Origin of the sequence: Streptomyces sp. NPDC091209, from assembly GCF_044757755.1 — a bacterium.
GTDB lineage: Bacteria > Actinomycetota > Actinomycetes > Streptomycetales > Streptomycetaceae > Streptomyces.
This window is the reverse complement of sequence record NZ_JBIVVR010000009.1, coordinates 118,745-138,562: the sequence shown is the minus strand read 5'-3', so window position 1 is coordinate 138,562 and position 19,818 is coordinate 118,745. Positions and strand designations below refer to the sequence as shown.

The following is a 19,818-nucleotide window of genomic DNA, read 5'->3' as shown; positions in this document are numbered from 1 at the left end:
GATCGCGCACATCGGATTCCGGCTGAGCGCAGGGAGATGACATCGTGTACCACCCAGGAATTGCTCTTCACCCGGGCATCGGCTCCGTGACGGACGTGCTCGACACCGGTTCCGCGGAGCACGCCGGGGACGTGCTGCTCTTCCAGCGGTGCCGCTGGTGCGCCACCGCCATGTACAACCGCCTCCTCTGTCCCGTGTGCGCGGGCAGCGACCTGCGGACGGAGGCGAGCATGGGCACGGGCGTCGTGCGCCACTCCACGGTGATCCACCGCAACACCCCGGCGGCCCGCAACGTCTCCCTCATCGAGATGGCGGAGGGCTTCACGGTCCGGGGCCGCGTCATGGGCTCGCCCGCCACCATCCACGGCGGTGACCGGGTCCAGCTCTCCACCGCCCAGGACCCGGTGCGCCGTCAGCCGGTGTTCCAGCTCGTCGACGGCTCGTACGGCGGCTGGAACTGAGAACCGGTGGACGGTCCGCACCGCGAGCCGCCGTCCGCCCACCCCCGCCGGACGGCCGGCGGACCGGGATCGGACAGCCGTGGGCGGCTGGACGGACCGGCATGCGGGACCGGTCCGTCCAGCCGCCGGGCGACGACCGTCAGCCGTAGCTGATGTCGGACGTCGCGTACTTGCAGTAGGTGCTGTCGGGGCCGCTGCCGTTCGTCGTCGGCTCCGCCCCGGTGTTGTTGCCGAGGTACTTCTGGCAGGGGACGATCTTCTTGCCGCTGTCCCCGACGATCTTGATGGACTTGAGGGTCGCGCTGTCGCCGTAGTTGGTGTTGATACCGACGAGCTTGCTCCCCTTGTAGGTCGCCTCGATGGTGTTGAGGTTGATCGTCCGCTTGTACTGCGTCTTGCAGTTGCCGCAGGAGCGGACGAACGTGCCGAAGGTCTGCACCGCGAAGTTCGACACGTTCAGCGTTCCGGCGCCGTTGAACTGGAACACCTTGTCGCTGGCCTCCTTCGCGCCGCCGCCGCTGACGGTGTAGACGTTGGACGACGAGGAGCCGAGGAACGTCGCCGCGTCCTCGCCGACGTCCTCCCACCAGACGTTCTGCAGGGTGCAACTGCCCAGGCAGTGAATGCCGTCGGCGGCGGGCGAGCCGATGATGACGTTCTTCAGGACGGTACCCGCGGCCAGTTCCAGGATCGGCCCCTGACTCTCGCTCTGACCGTCCGTGCCCAGGTCACCTGTGCCGTAGAGACGCTTCATCCCGTAGTCCTTGGTACCGGAGACCGAGATGGTGGAGGAGACGGCCTGACTGCCGGTCGCGGTGGGCCAGGTGGCGGCGCTCGCCGGTGTCAGGGCGCCGTCGGCCATCACCAGGGCGGCCGAGAGGCCGAGCGCGGCGAGGGTGCCGGTGAGGGCGCGCCGCCGGGCGCGCGGTCGTGCTGATGACGTCATGTCCCGATGCCTTCTTCCAGGTGGGGGTGGTCGCGTGGGGGTGCCCCGAGGCGGGGCCGTCAGATCTTTCCGGTGCCCGCGCCGGACGTCACCGAGGCGACGACGGTCGAGGCCGGCTCGGCGGTGTAGCTGTAGGGCGGCTTCGTGAACGTGCCGACCTGCGAGATCTCGGTGGCGGCTCCGCCGAGGTCGTTGCCCGTGAGGTTGGCGTAGCCGTCCACGTCGCTGTCGCGGTTCGTGGTGACGGCGACCGCCGTGCTCCGGAAGACGTTGTTCTCGACGAGCATCTGGGCGCCCATGCGGGAGTGCACGGCGGTGTCGGCGCCGACGACGTAGTTGTCGTAGAAGTGCCCGGTGCCGAAACGCAGGCTGGGGATGCGGGAGTTGACGTTGTTGAACCAGTTGTGGTGGTACGTCACCCGCAGGTGCCCGGTGTCCTCGCTCGCGTTGCTGTCGCTGTGGCCGACGAGCGAGCCCTTGTAGTGGTCCTTGAAGGTGTTCCAGGAGAGGGTGACGTAGTCGGAGGCGTGGGTGATGTCGACCAGGCCGTCGTAGTAGTCCTTGCCATGGTCGAGGTCCGACGAGAAGGCGTTGTGGTCGATCCACACCTTCGTCGAGGCCTGGACGGTGATGCCGTCGGCGGGCGCGACCGGCTTGCTGATGTTGAGGTTGCGGACGACGACGTTGGTGACCTTCTTCAGGCGCAGCCCGCCGCCGGTGAACCCGGAGGCCGAACCGACGCCCAGGACGGTGGTGTTGGAGCCGATGTCGACCTGACCGCTGAGTGAGATCAGACCGCTGACCTTCACGACCTTGGCCGTGTCGCCGGTGACGGCGGTCTTGAAGGCGGCCAGCGTCGTGACGGTGACGGCGGTCGCGCTGCCGCCGCCGGTGGTCCCGGCGCCGTAGCCGACCGGCGCGGTCTCGGCGGCGCCGGCCGACTGCGGCAGGACGAGGGCCGTGGTGACCGCCAGAGTGGCGGCCCCGGCCGTCAGCAGGGCGAGGCGGGAGCGCTTCAGCGGGGGGCGAGTACGCATGCGGGTGTGTCCCTTCAGAGTTGACCTAGGTCATGTACACGAACGATGTACCTGTATCTGAACAGCACATGGTGTGCGGCATTGCGCGTACGGACCGAACACGGGCAGGGAACGGCGACTTGCCCAGGTGGTGCGGCTCGGAGATCTGATGTCTCGTATACGAGATGTCACACACGGGTCACGCTGCTGAACGGGAACGTAAGCGGTAAGCGCTTTCTAGTCAACGCTTCCCACAGAACACATCCGGCCAACTCACGAACCAGGTGGATACCCACACCCCGCCGAACCGGCCCGGCCCGCGTCGGCGCGCGCCGCGGCCGGTACCGCGGGCCGCCCCGGACAGCCGAAAGCGGCCGTACGGGGGTCCGGGCTGCGCTGGACCCCCGTACGGCCGCGAACTCACGGCGTCACGACGTCACGGAGGGACGTCACGGAGAGGTGCGAAGGTGCTAGGGGCCTTACGAGGAGAGGGTGATACGAATGCCGACCGTACCGGTCTCACCGCGACGCAGACGGCTGCCGAACAGGGTGAGACGGCCCATCACCCCGTACTTGCGGGCGAGGAGTCTCCGGTAACGGGCGGTGTCCGCCGCGCCGACGATCTCGGCCGTGGCGGGGACCGGCTCCCCCGTCGGCCTGCCGCGCACGTCGCACGGGCCGACCAGGACATCGCCCCGGTTGCGGATGCGCTTCACCTTCCAGCTGTCCGCGACGGTCCAGGCGCCCAGCGCCGCACCGTCCCGCACCACCCATACCGGCGTGGCCACCCCCGTACCGTTCTTGCGATAGCTGGTGATCAGCAGGTACTTGCCCGATCCCAGCGCGTCCAGCGAAGCCTCGTCCATGGCCGCAGTGTAGGCGTCCCCGTCGGCGGGTTCCGCGGCGCCCGAGCCGTCCGGGTCAGGACAGCTGACCGTCGTAGTCCGGCAGCTTGAAGGTGCGCTCGGCGTGGCCGCCGACCAGGTCGGTGGTGTTGTTGCCGACGTTGGCGATGATCGTGTAGCCGAGGGACTCGATCGCTTCGCGCTTGGCGGTCTTGTAGGCGCCGACCTCGCCGAAGAGGTCCGGCAGGTCACGGACGTAGAGTCCGTCGACCGGGTAGCCGACGCTCTCCAGGTTCCACTTCGTCTCGCTCGCGATGATCCCCGGACGGGCGGTCACGAAGAAGACGGCGACCCCGCGCGCGTGAGCGTAGCGGGCGAGCGCGAGCGACGCCTCGACCGCCGGGGTGGGCAGTTCGTACCAGGGGTGGAAGTCCGTCTCCAGCGCGGTGTTGTCGATGTCGAAGACGACCGCGAGCTTCTGGCCGCCGCTGTTCGCGGTGCGCTGCTCAACGTACGGCACGGCCTGGTCGATGACGGCCTGGACGTCACTCTGCCAGGTGGCGTAGTCGACGGCCGCCGTCGCGGACGTGCTCGCGACCGCCTGGACCGGGACCGCGGCGGCGGACCCGGCCGCCGTGACCGTCCCTCCGATCCCCAGCGCCACGACCGCCGACACCACGCCTATCCGGCGCCCCACACCAAGTCCCGTCATGCCAGTCCCCTTTTCACATCTGTTGGTCGAGTCCGCACATCGCGACGGCGACGGTGCCTGGACCGTCGCCGCGCTGACATGTTCGCGTCCACGCATGTACGGAGGGGGAAGGAATAGTTACTGATCGGTAGAGATACTCGCCCGCACGGCTGCGGCCCGTGGTGCGGTGGCAGCCCCACGAGACGCGTGTGAGCCTGGGGCTCGCGGCTGGCACCAGTGGAGAGAGGCTGCTCGGATGCAAGGACCGAACATCGTCATCGTCGGCGCGGGTTTCGCCGGAGTCGAGGCTGCCCGAAGCCTCGAACGGACGCTCACCCCCGGCGAGGCCCGGATCAGCCTGATCAGCCCCACCGACTACGAGTTGTACCTGCCGCTGCTGCCGCACGTCGCCGCCGGCGTCGTCACCCCCCAGTCGGTGGCGCCCTCGCTGCGCCGGATCCTGCGCCGCACCGCGCTGGTGCCGGGCGGGGTGATCGGTGTCGATCCGGAAGCGAAGGTCTGTGTCGTCCGCAAGATCACCGGGGACCTCGTCGATCTGCGCTACGACTATCTGCTCCTCACTCCGGGGAGCGTGACCCGCACCTTCGACATCCCCGGGCTCGCGGACGAGGCGCGCGGTATGAAGACGCTCGCCCAGGCCGTGTATCTGCGCGACCACGTGATCGCCCAACTCGACCTGGCGGCCGCCACGTCGGACGACGCGGAGAAGGCGGCACGGCTTCAGTTCGTGGTGGTCGGCGGCGGATACGCGGGCACCGAGACGGCGGCCTGTCTGCAGCGCCTGACCACCGCGGCGGCCCAGCGCTACCATCCCCGCATCGACCCCGGCCTCATCAAGTGGCATCTGATCGACGTCGCTCCGAAGCTGCTGCCCGAACTGGGCGACAAGCTGGGCACGAGCGCGCTGCGGATGCTGAGCGACCGCGGCGTGCGGATCTCGCTGGGCACGTCCGTCGCCTCCGTCACCAAGGACGAGGTCACGCTCACCGACGGGCGGGTGCTGCCCTCGCGGACGCTGGTGTGGACCGCGGGCGTCGCGGCGAGCCCGCTGGTCGACTCGCTGGGCGCGGAGACCGTGCGCGGACGGATCGTCACCGAGCCCGATTTCAGGGTTCCGGGACTGGACGGGGTGTTCGCGCTGGGCGACGCGGCGGCCGTGCCCGACCTCGCCAAGGGCGACGGCTCCGCCTGCCCCCCGACCGCCCAGCACGCGGCCCGTCAGGGGCGGCACGCCGCCAAGGTCCTGACGGCGAAACTTCGCGGAGAGCCCAGCTTCCCCTACCGGCACCGGGACCTGGGGCTGGTCGTCGACCTCGGCGGCCACGACGCCGTGTCCAAACCGCTCGGCATCGCCCTCAAGGGCGCGCCCGCCCAGGTGGTGGCCCGCGGCTATCACCTGTACGCGCTGCGCACGGGCGCCGCCCGGTTCCGTACGAGCGCCAACTGGCTGCTCAACGCCGTCGCGGGGGACGACTTCGTCCGCACCGGCTTCCTCGCCGACCGCAAGGGAACCCTGCGGGACTTCGAGCGTACGGATGTGTACCTGACGCGGGACGAGGTGACGGCCCGGACCCGCGCCATCACGTAGGACCCGTCGGGCCGTTCACGATGGCGGACGCCGACGGCGCCCGGTCCGGGTGACCCCGCGAACTCAGGTCGTCCCGCCGCCTCGGCCCGGTGTGCCGCGCAGCAGGTCGAGGTAGCGGCGGCCGAACAGATAGGCGTCCCCCGGCCAGCGGGCGGAGAGATAGCGACCGTCCTGGACGACGAAGGCATGGGTGTCGTCGGTCGCGGTGCCGCGCCGGGTGAGTGTGCGGGGCCCGCGTTCGAAGCGCCCGCCCGGTTCGGTGAGGGCCGCCCTGACCTCGTCCTCGACGTAGGCGGGGTAGGTCCGGTAGTAACGGCCGAGGCGCCATGCCGTGGTGAAGTACGCGGTGCGTTCCATGTATGCGGGCAGGCAGGTCGTACGGCTGCCGGCGAGGACACTGCGGCCGGTGGCCGGGTCCTGGGCGCGGGCCAGGACGAGGACGCCGTGGCAGATCGCGCCGACGGGCCGCCGAAGGGACCAGAACCGGGCGATCTGTCGTTGCAGCGGCGCTGAACCGAGGTACTGCCGCATGCCCGGCGCGTGTCCCCCCGGCAGCAGCAGTCCGTCGAAGTCCGCGACCTCCAGGTCGGCCCAGGAGACGGTGGCCCGGAACGCGGGCGACTCGGTCAGTTCCGCGTAGAAGCGGCGGGGTTCCGGCTCCGCGCCGAGCTGTCCGAACAGGACGCCGGTCAGGAGCCGGGGATCGGCCTCCGGACGGGTGCCCGCTCGTTCGGTGGCGAAGACGACGTCGTGGCCCTCCCTCGTCAGCATCCGCCAGGGCACGGCGACTTCGGTGACGTCGAAGTCGTGGTCGGGGAGCGGGATCAGCACACGCATGCGCTCATCATGTCAGCCGGTCAGGGACGCGAACCGGCCACCTGTGCGAGACCTCCGGGCGACGGTGAACACGCTGGCCCGGTCGCACGTATGAGGGGAGGGCCCTCGACCGGGGCCCGCGGCGGCGGTGACGCCGCTCCGTACGGCTTCGGGAGCCCATGCATGAGGCACGCACGACGACGGATCGTCCGACGAGGGGCGCGCCTCGCGGCCGTCGGCGGACTGCTCTGCGGAGGGTTCATGGTGACGCGCGCCATGGCGAGCGAACCGTCCGACGCGTCGCGCATCACGGCGAGTTCGGCACAGGCCGCGGCGGACAAGGGTGCCGGGCTGGTGTCCCGGCTGGGCACCGCACGGACCGCCGGCAACTGGATAGCCGCGGACGGGCGTCCCGTCGTGGCGGTCACCGACGCCGACGCGGCGGACGCGGTGAAGCGGGCGGGTGCTCGTCCGAAGGTCGTGACGCACAGCATGCAGGACCTCAAGTCGGCTGCTCGGACGCTCAGTTCGGCGCCCCGGGTGCCCGGCACCGCCTGGGCGGTCGACTACACCAAGAACGAGGTGGTGGTGCAGGCCGACAGCACGGTCTCCGCCACCGACTGGTCGCGTATGACGGAACTGGCCCATGGCATCGGCGACTCGGTGAAGATGCAGCGGACCCAGGGCACGTTCACCACGCGGGTGAACGGGGCACAGGCGATCTTCTCGACCGGCGGGCGCTGCTCGGCGGGGTTCAATGTGACCAACGGGCAGAGCGAGTTCATCCTCACGGCCGGGCACTGCGGCCCCGCCGGATCGGTCTGGTTCGCCGACAACACGGGACGGCAGCAGGTGGGCCGGACCATCACCACGGCGTTCCCCGGCAGCGACTTCTCCCTCATCCAGTACGACGCCGGGCAGCAGACGACGCCCGGGACCAACGTCGTCGCCATCGGCGGCGGCAACGGTGTGCGGATCACCGGAGCAGCCGATCCGACCGTGGGCCAGCGGGTGTTCCGCAGCGGCAGCACGAGTGGGCTGCACGACGGCAAGGTGACCGCGCTCAACGCGACGGTCAACTACCCGGAGGGCACGGTCACCGGGCTGGTCGAGACCACGGTGTGCGCCGAACCGGGCGACAGCGGCGGCCCGTTGTTCTCCGAGGGCATCGCGCTGGGGGTGACCTCGGGTGGCAACGGGGACTGCAAGAGCGGCGGTACGACGTTCTTCCAGCCCATCACCGAGGCGCTGACGGCGCTGGGTGTGACGCTCGCGGGTCAGCCCGCGCAGGGCTCCGCCGGCAGTGCGGCCCAGCCGTCCCTCGCGCCCTCCACGTCCGCTTCGGCCATGGCATCGCAGGGTGGGGCGCCGGGTGCTGCGGCACCGGGCGCGGTGGAGGCGGTGGGCGGCACGGGGACGGCTCAGACGTTCGTCTCGGAGCTCACCGACCCGCAGAACGTCGGCCCCGGCCTGCTCGTCATCGGGGGAAGCGTCATCGCGCTGGTGGCGACCCGCTTCATCCGTACCGAGCAGGACCGCAAGGCCTATCGGCGGCAGTACGCGCAGAGTTGGGGCTGAGTGGTTCTGGCCGCTGTGACGGAGCGGTTCGGAGTCGGTTCCGGGTGACCGGAGTCGGGGCCGAGCCGCCGAGGACGGTTCCGGGGACCCGGTGCCGAGGTGCGAGGCGGTGGCTCCCCTGGATCGGGGAGCCCGGCCGAACGCGGAAGGTCAGGCGGCCCGAGTCCCCGACGAAGGGGCGGCTTCCGCCCACTCGAGAACGAGGGCCTGGTACTCGCGCCGCTCTTCCATGCTCAGCGTCCCACCCGCCCGGAACCAGAGGGCCCGGATCTCCTCGTTGACTTCTGCAGCGGATCGCTGAGTGTCGTTGTCAAGAGTGGTGCACATGGCGTGAAGCATACGGTCCTTGACGTGAAGATGGTGTGAGTAAAGGCTCATCGGGCGACATAACGGACCGTGAACCTCGTCACTCGGAACTCACGTACCGGGCTTGCGGCCGTACACGTAGACGTCGTCGCCGTTCTTGAGCAGCGACCAGTACTTCTTGGCCGTGGTCGGGGTCATGTTGACGCAGCCGTGCGAACCCGGCGGGTTCCACATGCTGAGGCCCACCGAGTGGAAGGCCTGGCCGCCGTCGAAGAACTGGCTGTACGGCATGGACACGTTGTAGATGTTCGAGACGTGGTCGATGTCACGCCAGTAGATCTTCTTGAGGCCGGTGCGGGTCTCGTAGCCGTCCCTGCCCGTGCGGACCGGGACGGGTCCGTAGACCAGCCGGCTGCCGTCCTGGATCCAGCTGAGCTGGAGCGTGAGGTTGACGCAGGCGATACGGCCCTTGTTCACCGGGCACTTGCCGTCCCGGTTGGGGTTGGTCCCCACGGCCTTCTGCTTGTTCATGAGATCCATCACGCCCCAGGTGACGGGTCCCGCGTAGCCGATGTTCGGGGTGATGCCGTGCTTGGTCTGGAAGGCCTGTATCGCCTTGCAGTCGGCGGCGGACTGCCGTCCGTCGACGGGCCGCCCGAGGAACTTCTCCACCTGCTTCTGGTTCGGGCCGGTGGCCGTCGTGCAGCTCGCGGCCTGCGCGGGCGTCGAGCCCAGTGCGAGGGTGAGCGGTGCCACCAGTCCGGTGAGCCCGAGCGCGACGGCTCCTCGTCTGCGAATGTCCCCCATGGCGGGCCTTCCTGTCGTGTGCGTCATCTGGCTGCCTACTAGACAGCCCTTGAGGGTATTGCGTTGTACGGCCGACGACGCCGGGACGAAACAGTGACATTCCTCGCCGGGCCGTCCCCGGTCCGTCCCCGCGCCGTCTCCGATCCGGGCGGAACCCGCCGCCGTCGCCGCTCCGGTCGTCGCCCGGCCGTCGTCTAGTCGTCGCCGTGGAGCACGACCGTCTGACGGAACGCGGTGTTCACGCCCGTCAGGCCGCCGTCGACGCACAGGGTCGTGCCGGTGATCCAGGACGCGTCGCGGGAGGCGAGGAAGGCGACGGCGGCCGCGATGTCCTCCGGTTCGCCGACCCGGCCCAGCGGATACAGCCCGGTCGCGACGGCTAGATCGTCCTCGCGGCCTTCCCAGGCCGTGGTGCGGACGGTGCCCGGCGCCACCAGGTTGACGCGGACGCCCCGGGCGGCGGCGTGGCCGGCCAGCGTGCGGGTGAGCGACATCAGCCCGGCCTTGGCCGCGCTGTAGGCGTGGTTGCCGAAGTCCTGGATGCCGTTGACGGAGCCGATGGTGACGATGGCCCCGCGGCCGGAGGCGACCAGGTGCGGGAGCGCCGCGCGGGCGCAGCGGTAGGCGCCGGTCAGGGTGATGTCCAGGTCACCGGCCCACACCTCGTCGCTCTCGTCCTCGAACAGAGGGGCGTCGGGGCTGCACCGGAAGGCGTTGTTGACCAGGACGTCGAGCGAACCGAAGGCGCCCGCGGCGTACGCCACGGCGGCCTCGACCTGTGCCCGGTCCCCCACGTCGCAGGTGAACGCCTCGGCCCGCGCGCCGCGTTCACGCAGCGCGGCAGCCGTCTTCTCGGCCTCCGCCAAGTCCACGTCGGTGACCAGGACCTGCGCGCCTTCCTCGGCGAGGCGGCGGGCGGTCGCCGCGCCGATACCGCGGGCCGCACCCGTGATCAGAACCCCGTATCCCTCGAAACGCCTCAGCTCGGTGATCGCAGTCATGGCAGCGAAGGTACTGCCGTGATCGTCGCGGCGACAGATACCGTGCGCCCATGTCGGCCTTCATACAGCAACTCCCGGCGCTGATCGGCGTGGTCATCGGTGCCCTCGGTTCGTATCTGGCGATCGTGCGGGGCGACCGGGCCCGCTTCGGCCGCGAACGGACGGCCCGCTGGGAGGAGCGGCGGCTCGCGGTGTACTCCGACTACGCGCGCTGCCTGAAGAGGACGATCACGCTGACGTACCGGGTCGCCGCCCATCTCGGCAGCGACCCCCACCCGCATCCGCTGCCCCCTGAGGACGCCGCTCCCCTGCTGGCGGCGGCGCTCGACGCGCGGGATCCGGCCTGGGAGGCGCTGCTCATGCTGGGCACTCCGGAGGTCGTGGAGAAGGCCCGGGAGTGGGCCGTCCTGGCGATGCGGATGGAGAACTTCCCGAACGAGCCGGTGCGCGGCCAGGACGCCTGGCAGGACCTGCTCGAACAGCAGCGCGCCACACGAGACGCGTACTACACGGCGGTCCGCGACGACCTGGCGCTGCCTCCGGGCCACTCGGCGCACTGGCAGACGTTCACCCCCGCCTGATCCGGCTTCCGGGCCGATCTCCTCAGCGGTACCCCGTCGCGTCCGCCGGTTTCCCCTTGTCCTGTACTTCGACCATGTAGCGCCAGCAGTCCGGGCGGCTGCCGTCGCGGTCGGTGAAGCCGTACACCTGGGCGAGCTGCCCGCTGGACAGGGATTTCCCGTTCCAGCGCGCCCGTTCGGGGTCGGCGGCCAGTGCGGCGACCGCGCGTCCGACGTAGAAGGGCGTCTCGGAGATCCCGAAGTGCGGGACGCGTTCCTCGGCGTCGCGCCAGTTCTCCTCGGTCACGCCGAAGGTTTCGAGCATCATCTCCGAGCGCAGCCAGCCGGGGGTGAGCGCCACGGCGGTGGCACCGCGCGGGCCCAGTTCGTGGCCGAGCGCGAACGCCATGCGCAGCACGGCCGACTTGGCGATGTCGTAGAAGAACGAGACCCGGTAGGTGTCCCGGTTGTACTCCGCCGTGCCGTCCGTCATCTCGACGACCAGGCCGCCGGGACGGCGCAGCAGCAGGGGCAACGCGTGGTGGCTGGTGATCGCGTGGGTCTCCACGGCGAGCCGGAGCATCCTGAGTCCGTTGTCGAGGTCGTGCTCCCAGACGGGGGCATCCCATTCGAAGAGCTTCTCGGCGCCCCAGATGTCGTTGACCAGGACGTCCAGGCGGCCCTGTTCGTCCGCGATCCGGGTGACGAGGGCCGCCACCTCGGCCGGGACGAGGTGGTCGGTGGGGACCGCGATGCCCCGCCCGCCGGCCGCGGTGACCAGGTCCGCGGTGTCCTCGATGGTCTCCGGACGGTCGTACTCCGAGCGCCGTTCCCGCGTGCTGCGCCCGGTCACGTAGACGGTGGCGCCGGCCGCGCCCAGTTCCACGGCGATTCCGCGGCCCGCGCCCCGGGTCGCGCCCGCCACCAGGGCGACCCGGTCCCGCAGTGTGCCGTCCAACGGCTCTGACATGTCCGACCTCCGTGCGCGTGGCGTCCACGGGCTGCTGTCACCCGTGAGTCCCTACGAGCGTCTCCCGGAAGCCGGACATCTTCTGTCAGGTATCTGCCGGGCGTTTCCGCCGTGTCGCGGCACGGCGGAAGCGGACGGTGGGCGCGGCACGCCGGTCGCGGGCCCTCCCGGCGGGGTCGAGCGGCGTCAGTGGCCGCGGGCGATCCACTCCTCCAGGTGCGGAGCCTCCTCGCCGATCGTCGTCGAATCGCCGTGTCCCGTGCGGACGACGGTGTCGGCCGGCAGCGAGAGCAGCCGGTCGCGGATCGACTCGATGATCGTCGGGAAGTGCGAGTAGGACCGGCCGGTCGCACCCGGGCCGCCCCGGAAGAGGGTGTCGCCGGAGAAGAGGGTGCCGAGGCCCGGGTCGTAGAGGCAGACCGCGCCCGGGGCGTGGCCCGGGGTGTGCAGCACGGTCAGGTCCGCGCCCGCCGCCTCGATGACGTGGCCGTCCTGGAGCCAGGCGTCGGGCAGCCGGTCCGGGTGGGTGACCTTCCACAGCGGCAGGTCGTCGGGGTGGAGCCAGATGGTGGCTCCGGTGCGCTCCGCCAGGGCGGGGGCGGCGTCGATGTGGTCGTTGTGGGCGTGGGTGCACACGATCGCCGTCAGGCGCCGGTCCCCCACCGCTTCGGCGATGGCGTCGGCGTCGTGAGCGGCGTCGATCACGATCGCCTCGTGCTCGTTTCCCACGATCCACACGTTGTTGTCGACGTCCCAGGTGCCGCCGTCGAGTGAGAACGTGCCCGAGGTGACGAGGTGTTCGATGCGGGCGGTCATCACAGCATCACCACCGAGCGCAGCACGTCACCGTGGTGCATCCGCTCGAAGGCCGCCTCGATGTCGTCCAGGGTGATCGTCTCGCTCACGAACGCGCCCAGGTCGAGGCGCCCTTGGAGGTGCAGGTCGATCAGCATCGGGAAGTCGCGGGAGGGCAGACAGTCGCCGTACCAGGAGGACTTGAGGGCTCCGCCGCGTCCGAAGACGTCGATCAGCGGGAGTTCGAGCTTCATCTCGGGGGTGGGCACGCCGACGAGGACGACCGTGCCGGCGAGGTCGCGGGCGTAGAAGGCCTGTCGGTACGTCTCCGGGCGGCCGACCGCCTCGATGACGACGTCGGCGCCGAAGCCGCCGGTGAGTTCACGGATCGCCTCGACGGCGTCATTCTCACGGGAGTTGACGGTGTGCGTCGCGCCGAGCTTCGTGGCGGTCGTGAGCTTGCGGTCGTCGATGTCCACGGCGATGATCTTCGCCGCGCCCGCGAGCCGGGAACCGGCGATCGCCGCGTCGCCGACGCCACCGCAGCCGATGACCGCGACCGTGTCCCCCCGGCCGACGTTGCCCGTGTTGATGGCGGCCCCGATGCCGGCCATCACGCCGCAGCCGAGCAGTCCGGCGACCGCCGGGGAGACCGCCGGGTCGACCTTGGTGCACTGTCCGGCCGCGACCAGCGTCTTCTCGGCGAAGGCGCCGATACCGAGGGCCGGGGACAGCTCGGTACCTCCCCCAGACTTCGTCCGGGAGGTGCCCCCGGTCAAGGTCATCTTCTGCTTCGCGTTGTGGGTGTTGAAGCAGTACCAGGGGCGCCCGCGCAGACAGGCGCGGCACTGCCCGCACACCGCACGCCAGTTGAGGATCACGAAGTCGCCGGGCGCCACGTCCGTGACACCGGCGCCGACCGACTCCACGATTCCGGCCGCCTCGTGGCCGAGCAGGAACGGGAAGTCGTCGTTGATGCCGCCCTGCTTGTAGTGCAGGTCCGTGTGGCAGACCCCGCAGGCCTGGATCTTCACGACGGCCTCGCCCGGTCCCGGATCGGGCACGACGATGGTCTCGACGCGCACCGGCTCGTTCTTGCCCGGTGCGATCACGCCCCGTACTTCCTGCGCCATGTGAGTGGGCCCTTCCCTAGATCGACGTTCCGTCAGTCGACCCTACGGTGTGACCTGCCGGTAGAAGGCCAGGTGGCCCACGGCGGCCCCGGGCCCGGTACGGCGAACGGCCGCTGGGCGTGGGCGACGGCTTCCTCGCCGTACGGGCTCTGGCGAACGTGGCGGGCCCTGCGGATGCGGGCCGCCGTCGGCACCGGCCCGCGGGTGACCACCGCGCACTCGCTCGCCGCGCCGCTCGCCCGCGCGGCAACGGCACTGAATCCCGACCGGGCGGTCGGGGCGTCGTTCACCGGGGCGGCCCTCCTCGGCGCGTGGAACGGGAAGCGCCTCGCGGACCGAGTGCCTCGGCGCCTCGGCGCTCACCGACACCTGCGACACGGCCACACTGCTCGCCGGGCTCCCGCACAAGCCGCCCTGCCCGGCGGACCTCGACGCCACCCTTGCGGCACTCGGGGAGCGAGTGGCCTGAGTCCGCGCGGAGTCGAGCCGGCCAGGACCGGTCCTGGCACGGCGCCGACGTAGCCTGAGTGCTCCGTCTCAACTCCCGCAAGGAGCGCCGTGAGCCTGACCGAGGCCGAGCCCGAGGTGCCCGCGTGGCGCCTGCTGCTCGGGTACGTACGACCGCACCGCCGGGCGCTGTTCGCCGGCGCGCTGCTGGCGCTCACGACCGGGGCCACCGGTCTGCTGCTGCCGCTGGTGGCACGCGGGCTCATCGACGACCTGTCGCACGACCGGCCGATCGGACGGGCCCTGCTCGGCATGGCGGCCCTGGTGGTCACCAACGCGGCGGTGGGAGCGCTGGGTTCGTACGTTCTGCGGCGCACCGCGGAGTCGGTGGTGCTCGACGCGCGACGCGCCCTCTCGTCGTATCTGCTGCGACTGCGCATACCCGCCGTGGACCGCAGTGAGCCCGGCGATCTGATGGCCCGCATCACCTCGGACACGACCCTGCTGCGCGAGGTCACGACCGATTCCCTGGTCGGCCTCGGCACCGGTGGCCTCACCCTCGTCGCGACGGTGGTGATGATGGGCCTGGTCGACGGGGTGCTGCTCGCCGTCACTCTGGGGGTGGTGCTGTGCGCGGGCTCGGTGCTCGGCCTGATCGTGCCGCGCATCAACCGGGCGAGCAGGCGGGCCCAGGACGCGGTCGGTTCGATGGGGGCCTCGCTGGAGCGGACCCTCGGCGCGCTGCGCACGATCAAGGCGTCCGGCGCCGAGCACCGTGAGGAGCGGACCGTGCACGAGGCCGCCGAGGAGTCCTGGCGGCAGAGCGTGCGGGCCGCCAAGTGGTCGGCGGCCGCGGGCAATACGGCCGGTCTGGCGATGCAGATCGCCTTCATCACGGTCCTCGCGGTGGGCGGTGCCCGTGTCGCGACCGGCGCCATCGGCGTCGGCACCCTGGTCGCCTTCCTTCTCTACGTGTTCTACCTGATGTCTCCGATCCAGCAGGTGGTCGGCGCTGTCACGCAGTACCAGACCGGTGCCGCCGCGCTCGCCCGTATCCAGGAGGCCCTGCGGCTGCCCGCGGAGCCGGCCGCCCTGCCCGCACCGCTGCCCTCCCCGGGCGCCGAACCGGCCGCGCTCGCCTTCGACGACGTCCGCTTCCGGTACGCCGACGAACTGCCGTACGTCCACCACGGGGTGACGTTCACCGTTCCGGCCCGCGGGCTGACCGCGTTCGTCGGCCCGTCCGGCGCGGGCAAGACCACCGTCTTCTCGCTCATCGAGCGGTTCTACGATCCCGAGGCGGGCCGCATCACCGTGGACGGCCGTGCGCTGGACGAATGGGATCTGCCCCTGCTCCGGTCCGCCATCGGCTACGTGGAGCAGGACGCGCCGGTGCTGTCGGGCTCCCTGCGCGACAATCTGCTGCTCGGCAATCCGGAGGCTGACGAGGGCGAGGTGACCCGGGTGCTGAAGACGACCCGCCTCGACGGGCTGGTCGCCCGGCTGCCGCGCGGACTGGACACACTGGTCGGCCATCGCGGCACCAAGCTCTCGGGCGGCGAGCGCCAGCGCGTCGCCATCGCCAGAGCCCTGCTGCGCCGGCCCCGGCTGCTGCTCCTCGACGAGGCCACCTCACAGCTCGACGCCGTCAACGAGGCCGCGCTGCGTGACACGGTCGCCGATGTGGCCCGTACGACCACGGTTCTGGTGGTCGCGCACCGGCTGTCCACCGTCACGACGGCCGACCGGATCGTCGTGATGGACGCGGGCCGCGTCCGCGCCGTGGGCACCCACCGCGAACTCGTCGCCGCGGATCCGCTCTACGCCGAGCTGGCCGCCACCCAGTTCCTCGCGACCGTGGGCTGACCTCGGCACCAGGACATCGCGCCTGCGCCGCGCACCGGCGGAAGGAGCGGAGGAGGCCGGTGGCGGTGCCCAGGGCCGGTACGCGGGGCCCGGGGTACGTGACCGGGCCCGACCGCACTCGGGCCCGCCCCCGGATGAGCCCCGCCCAGCCCAAGGACCCACTGGACCCACCGAACCCGCCGGACCGCCCGAACATTTCGGTACGTCGGCGATCTCCGGGAATTCCTTGGCCAAGGACCGCCTCTCCTCTATGGTGATGCCCTCTTTCCGCCACGCGGGGCGGTCGTCCGCTCGCGACCAGCCGCGACCGGGCGGGGAGGCTCGTCCCACCCGGATACACAGGCGACTGATGATGGTCAAAAACCGACACCCGGCCGGGCAGGCCATCCCCGAGATCATCTTCACGGCCCCCGTCGGCACACCCGCCGGACTGGAAGTGATCTCGCTCGCCGCGCTGCGCGCCCGGTCCCGCGCCCACGGAACCGATCTCGGCGCGCCGCAGCGCCCCGCCTTCCATCAGGTGGTCACGCTCACCTCCGGCACGCTCCACCAGACCGTGGACTTCCGGGCGCACGACGTCGAACGGGGCTCCTGGCTGTGGACGCGCCCCGGGCAGGTCCTCCAGTGGGGAGATCTCACCCGGGCGGAGGGGACGCTGATCGCCTTCGAGCGGGACTTCCCGGGAGCCGTCACCGTCCGCGCGGCCCGGCTCGACGATCCCCACGCGCGCGTGCTGCGTACCCCGAAGGCGGAGGACGCCGCGTCGCTGCGGGTGGCCACCGCGCATCTGGAGCACGAGTTCCAGGCGCCGGGACGGCTTCCGCTCGACGCCCGCGCCGCCGTACTGCGTCACCTGCTGGACGTGCTGATCCTGCGCCTGGCTCATCTGGAAGGACCCCGCCGGCCCGCGACCGGACCAAGCGAAACCTTTCTTCGCTTCCGTGACACCGTCGAGCGGGACTTCGCGCACACCCGCCGGGTGGACGACTACGCCCTCGCACTCGGCTACTCCGCCCGCACGCTGTCCCGGGCCGCCCTCGACTCCGCGGGGGTCGGCGCCAAGGAGTTCATCGACCGCCGGGTCGTCCTGGAGGCCAAGCGGCTGCTCGCCCACACCGATCTGGCCGCCGCCCGGATCGCCTCCGAACTGGGCTTTTCCAGTGCCACGAACTTCGCCAAGTACTTCCACCAGCGTGCCGGGCAGGCACCCATCGCCTTCCGTACCGCGGTACGCGGAGGGGGTACGGGCATCCCGAGGGCACGGGGCGAAGTGGATTTCACCCGGCGAACCGAAGGTCCCGCCGATCCGCGCGGCGAGCACCCTGCCGATCGATGAAGGTACGGGCCGATGCGTGCCGGCGGACCGGTGACCGCGCCGGCTGATCGGTGAATGTGCGGGCCGATACGTGCGGCGGAGGACCGGTGAACGTGCCGACAGATCCGTGCAGGCCGGTCCGTGAACATGCTGGCTGATCCATGGCTACGCCGGCCGATCCGTGAACGTGGCGGCCGGCGGTTGACCGGGCTGGGCGGACCGGGGCCGAACCGGGACTGGGCCGAACCGGGCCGAACCGTGACCGGGTCTCGCGCCGGGGACGGCGGACCCCGGCGGAACATCGTTCTTCCGCCGGGGTCCGCCGCGGCCGCGTTCGACGAGGCCCGTCGTCCCCCGGCAGCTCGCGATGCCTACTGGCCCGCGACGCCGCCGAGCAGTCCGGTGACGGGCGCGGCGAGGTCGGTGAGCTGGTGCAAGTGGCTCAGGTCGTTCAGCCGGTTCAGGCCGTCGAGCTGGGTGGAGGGCCTCAGCGGCGGGGCCTGGTCCTCGGCGGGGATGCCGCTCAGTGCGAGGGAGTCGACCGTGGAGACGGGGTTCAGCTTTCCGGCGTGGGCCTCGGAGCCCGCGGCCGTCGCCATCGGCGCGGCAAGTCCCGTGAGGCCGACGGCGAGACCAACGGCTGCGACGATACGTCGTGTTGAGATCATGCAATCAGCAACTGCACCGGCCCCCGGGCGGACACGGCCCGGGGGCCGCGCTCACCCGAGAGGCGCATCGGGCTCTTGCGTTTGCCGTGGGCCGCGGGGCGGAGGAGGCTCGGTGATGAGGCGCTTCGCGGTCGGCTCCTGGCCGGTCCGCGCCTTCCTGAGGAGGTCACCCATGGGCACAGCGGCAGCCCCCGCCTTCGACACCGAGGCGCTGCGCCGGGGCATTGAAGGACACAGTGCGGCAGATCTGCTGTCGCTCTACGCGGACGACGCGGAACTGCGCGTCGTGGACCGCAACACGCAACCCAGTCACCCGATGGTCAAACACGGTCGCACCGAGATCGCCGAGATGCTCAACGACGTCTACAGCCGGGACATGACGCACAAGATGGACCAGTGCGTCGTCCAGGGCGACCACGTCGCCTACACCGAGACCTGCGTCTACGCGGACGGGGTGCGGGTGATGAGCACGTCGATGATGTCGTTGCGCGACGGGAAGATCATCGAGCAGACACTGGTACAGGCATGGGACGAGTAGGGAGGAGCTGACCGAAGGTCCAGGTCACATCTCGTCCGACCTGGACCTTCTCGGCGGGTGCGGCCATGGGGAGGTCCCGTCCGCACCGTCCTCGACGGCGAAGGGCGGCTCCCGCGGCGGGGCTGTTCGGGGGTCCGCCTCCCCGCTGGACTCGCCCCTGCGGACGGCGCGTCCAGACCCGCGCCCTCCGGCACCTCGTGCCGCGCGACGGCCGCGCGTCCGGCCCCGGTGAACAGCGCCCCTACCGGCGGCGATCGGCCCGCCCCACGCTCCAGGTGATCGGTCCGGCTTCCTCCAGCCGGTTGACCATGCCCACAGGACGCCACGTGCAGGGATCGTACGGGCTAGTCTGGTCGGTGGGCCGTGACTGGCGCTGAGGTGGAGTACCACCGGGGAGCGGCCTGACGCAGATGTCTCAGCCGCGCGCCTGGGCGACTGTCAGCAGCGCTCCGGAGGAACTCATGTCCCAGGCCCAGCTCATGGACGGCGCCGCTCTCGCCGACCGGATCCTGAAGGACACCGCGCGACGCGCGGCCGACCTCAAGATCCGTACAGGCGTGGCCCCTTGTCTGGCGACGGTGCTCGTCGGCGAGGACCCCGCCTCCGTCACCTACGTCCGGATGAAGCGGAACCGCAGCCGCAGGGCGGGAATCGAGTCCCGGCATCTGGCGCTGCCCGCCGGCATCACGACGGCCGAACTGGTCGCCGAACTCAGGGTGTTGTCCGACGATCCGGCCGTGCACGGGATCCTGCTCCAGCACCCCATGGGGGCGCACATCGACGAGCGCGCCGCCTTCGAGGCCATCGCTCCGGCGAAGGACGTCGACGGGGTCACCCTGAGCTCGTACGCGGCGATGAGTTTCGGTCTGCCGGGCTTCGTGTCGTGCACACCCGGCGGCATCATGCGGCTCCTGGACGCGTACGACGTCGACCCCGCCGGGAGGCGGGCCGTCGTCGTCGGCCGCAGCGCGATCCTCGGCAGGCCGGTCGGCATGCTGCTGCTCGGCCGGGACGCCACGGTGACGTACTGCCATTCGCGTACGACGGACCTGTCGTCCGTCGTACGCGAGGCGGACATCGTGGTGGCCGCCGTGGGACGGCCCCGGCTGATCCGGGGCGAGGACATCAAGCCGGGGGCCGTGGTGATCGACGCGGGCTACAGCGAAGGGAACGTCGGTGACGTCGACTTCGACACCGCCGTCACCCGGGCCGGACTGATCACTCCGGTGCCGGGTGGCGTCGGGCCGATGACGATCGCGGTGCTGCTGGAACAGACCGTCACGAGCGCCGAACGCACGCTCGCCGGCTGAGTCGGCGCCACGGCGGTCCCCGTCGCGGGCGGCCCCGCGCGGCCCGCCGCGCCGGGCGCCCCCAGCCGGGGCAGGCCCCCGCCCGCGGCGGCCCGGGCCCCCACACGGGCCGGGCCGGCCCCCGCCGGCGCCGCGCGGCC

Annotated in this window: 20 protein-coding genes and 1 riboswitch; of the genes, 8 read left to right on the top strand and 12 right to left on the bottom strand. The window is 71.2% G+C overall.

Annotated elements, in window-relative coordinates:
• The first annotated feature begins 41 nt into the window (after positions 1-41).
• On the top strand, positions 42-461 hold the full coding sequence (locus tag ACIQRL_RS26145) for a Zn-ribbon domain-containing OB-fold protein (RefSeq protein ID WP_401336451.1): 420 nt from the start codon (positions 42-44) through the stop codon (positions 459-461).
• Between the two features lie 139 nt (positions 462-600).
• Here the strand turns inward: ACIQRL_RS26145 and ACIQRL_RS26140 are convergent, their stop codons facing one another.
• The 4 genes from ACIQRL_RS26140 to ACIQRL_RS26125 form a co-directional block, all read right to left on the bottom strand.
• Entirely contained in the window at positions 601-1,407 is an 807-nt protein-coding gene (locus ACIQRL_RS26140; RefSeq protein ID WP_401335817.1) for a pectate lyase, read from the bottom strand.
• A 59-nt stretch (positions 1,408-1,466) separates the two neighbouring features.
• Positions 1,467-2,444: a polysaccharide lyase family 1 protein gene (locus tag ACIQRL_RS26135; protein WP_401335814.1), complete on the bottom strand. Its 978-nt coding sequence runs from the start codon at positions 2,442-2,444 to the stop codon at positions 1,467-1,469.
• Positions 2,445-2,902: 458 nt separating this feature from the next.
• On the bottom strand, positions 2,903-3,289 hold the full coding sequence (locus tag ACIQRL_RS26130) for a PPOX class F420-dependent oxidoreductase (protein WP_401335812.1): 387 nt from the start codon (positions 3,287-3,289) through the stop codon (positions 2,903-2,905).
• Between the two features lie 55 nt (positions 3,290-3,344).
• Positions 3,345-3,980, bottom strand: coding sequence for an HAD family acid phosphatase (locus ACIQRL_RS26125; RefSeq protein WP_401335810.1), 636 nt, complete (start codon positions 3,978-3,980; stop codon positions 3,345-3,347).
• Positions 3,981-4,215: 235 nt separating this feature from the next.
• Here ACIQRL_RS26125 and ACIQRL_RS26120 point away from each other — a divergent pair, with 235 nt between their 5' ends.
• Complete coding sequence (locus ACIQRL_RS26120) at positions 4,216-5,568, top strand: NAD(P)/FAD-dependent oxidoreductase (RefSeq protein WP_401335807.1); 1,353 nt, start codon at positions 4,216-4,218, stop codon at positions 5,566-5,568.
• A 63-nt stretch (positions 5,569-5,631) separates the two neighbouring features.
• Here ACIQRL_RS26120 and ACIQRL_RS26115 read toward each other — a convergent pair whose 3' ends face one another.
• Complete coding sequence (locus tag ACIQRL_RS26115) at positions 5,632-6,405, bottom strand: type 1 glutamine amidotransferase domain-containing protein (RefSeq protein WP_401335804.1); 774 nt, start codon at positions 6,403-6,405, stop codon at positions 5,632-5,634.
• A 162-nt stretch (positions 6,406-6,567) separates the two neighbouring features.
• Here ACIQRL_RS26115 and ACIQRL_RS26110 point away from each other — a divergent pair, with 162 nt between their 5' ends.
• Entirely contained in the window at positions 6,568-7,962 is a 1,395-nt protein-coding gene (locus ACIQRL_RS26110; RefSeq protein WP_401335801.1) for a S1 family peptidase, read from the top strand.
• A 150-nt stretch (positions 7,963-8,112) separates the two neighbouring features.
• Here ACIQRL_RS26110 and ACIQRL_RS26105 read toward each other — a convergent pair whose 3' ends face one another.
• The 3 genes from ACIQRL_RS26105 to ACIQRL_RS26095 all read right to left on the bottom strand — a co-directional run bounded on the left by ACIQRL_RS26105 (position 8,113) and on the right by ACIQRL_RS26095 (position 10,067).
• Positions 8,113-8,301: a hypothetical protein gene (locus tag ACIQRL_RS26105; protein ID WP_401335798.1), complete on the bottom strand. Its 189-nt coding sequence runs from the start codon at positions 8,299-8,301 to the stop codon at positions 8,113-8,115.
• Between the two features lie 78 nt (positions 8,302-8,379).
• Positions 8,380-9,075: a L,D-transpeptidase family protein gene (locus ACIQRL_RS26100; protein WP_401335796.1), complete on the bottom strand. Its 696-nt coding sequence runs from the start codon at positions 9,073-9,075 to the stop codon at positions 8,380-8,382.
• Between the two features lie 194 nt (positions 9,076-9,269).
• The gene (locus ACIQRL_RS26095; protein WP_401336448.1) at positions 9,270-10,067 is read right to left on the bottom strand and encodes an SDR family NAD(P)-dependent oxidoreductase; all 798 of its coding nucleotides are present in this window, start codon (positions 10,065-10,067) and stop codon (positions 9,270-9,272) included.
• Positions 10,068-10,126: 59 nt separating this feature from the next.
• On the opposite strand from ACIQRL_RS26095, the gene ACIQRL_RS26090 reads away from it, so the two are divergent.
• The gene (locus ACIQRL_RS26090) at positions 10,127-10,657 is read left to right on the top strand and encodes a hypothetical protein (RefSeq protein ID WP_401335793.1); all 531 of its coding nucleotides are present in this window, start codon (positions 10,127-10,129) and stop codon (positions 10,655-10,657) included.
• 22 nt (positions 10,658-10,679) lie between these two features.
• On the opposite strand, the gene ACIQRL_RS26085 is transcribed toward ACIQRL_RS26090, so the two are convergent.
• The 3 genes from ACIQRL_RS26085 to ACIQRL_RS26075 form a co-directional block, all read right to left on the bottom strand.
• Positions 10,680-11,606, bottom strand: coding sequence for an SDR family oxidoreductase (locus tag ACIQRL_RS26085; RefSeq protein WP_401335790.1), 927 nt, complete (start codon positions 11,604-11,606; stop codon positions 10,680-10,682).
• Between the two features lie 186 nt (positions 11,607-11,792).
• Positions 11,793-12,422 (bottom strand): MBL fold metallo-hydrolase, encoded by a 630-nt coding sequence (locus ACIQRL_RS26080; RefSeq protein WP_401335787.1) that lies wholly within the window; start codon positions 12,420-12,422, stop codon positions 11,793-11,795.
• A complete protein-coding gene (locus tag ACIQRL_RS26075) occupies positions 12,422-13,534 on the bottom strand; it encodes an S-(hydroxymethyl)mycothiol dehydrogenase (protein ID WP_401335784.1) in 1,113 nt (370 codons plus the stop codon). Before ACIQRL_RS26075 ends, ACIQRL_RS26080 begins: the two co-directional genes overlap by 1 nt.
• Before the next feature lie 558 nt (positions 13,535-14,092).
• Between ACIQRL_RS26075 and ACIQRL_RS26070 the strand changes: the two genes are divergently transcribed.
• Together ACIQRL_RS26070 and ACIQRL_RS26065 are read left to right on the top strand one after the other, a co-directional pair.
• Positions 14,093-15,847, top strand: coding sequence for an ABC transporter ATP-binding protein (locus ACIQRL_RS26070; RefSeq protein ID WP_401335781.1), 1,755 nt, complete (start codon positions 14,093-14,095; stop codon positions 15,845-15,847).
• Between the two features lie 349 nt (positions 15,848-16,196).
• Positions 16,197-17,183: a helix-turn-helix transcriptional regulator gene (locus ACIQRL_RS26065; protein WP_401335778.1), complete on the top strand. Its 987-nt coding sequence runs from the start codon at positions 16,197-16,199 to the stop codon at positions 17,181-17,183.
• Between the two features lie 350 nt (positions 17,184-17,533).
• Here ACIQRL_RS26065 and ACIQRL_RS26060 read toward each other — a convergent pair whose 3' ends face one another.
• On the bottom strand, positions 17,534-17,830 hold the full coding sequence (locus tag ACIQRL_RS26060) for a hypothetical protein (RefSeq protein ID WP_401335776.1): 297 nt from the start codon (positions 17,828-17,830) through the stop codon (positions 17,534-17,536).
• Between the two features lie 172 nt (positions 17,831-18,002).
• Between ACIQRL_RS26060 and ACIQRL_RS26055 the strand changes: the two genes are divergently transcribed.
• Positions 18,003-18,368 (top strand): nuclear transport factor 2 family protein, encoded by a 366-nt coding sequence (locus tag ACIQRL_RS26055; protein WP_384795831.1) that lies wholly within the window; start codon positions 18,003-18,005, stop codon positions 18,366-18,368.
• Positions 18,369-18,721: 353 nt separating this feature from the next.
• Positions 18,722-18,808, top strand: a riboswitch (ZMP/ZTP riboswitch).
• A gap of 21 nt (positions 18,809-18,829) precedes the next feature.
• Complete coding sequence (locus ACIQRL_RS26050) at positions 18,830-19,678, top strand: bifunctional 5,10-methylenetetrahydrofolate dehydrogenase/5,10-methenyltetrahydrofolate cyclohydrolase (RefSeq protein ID WP_401336445.1); 849 nt, start codon at positions 18,830-18,832, stop codon at positions 19,676-19,678.
• Positions 19,679-19,818 lie beyond the last annotated feature (140 nt).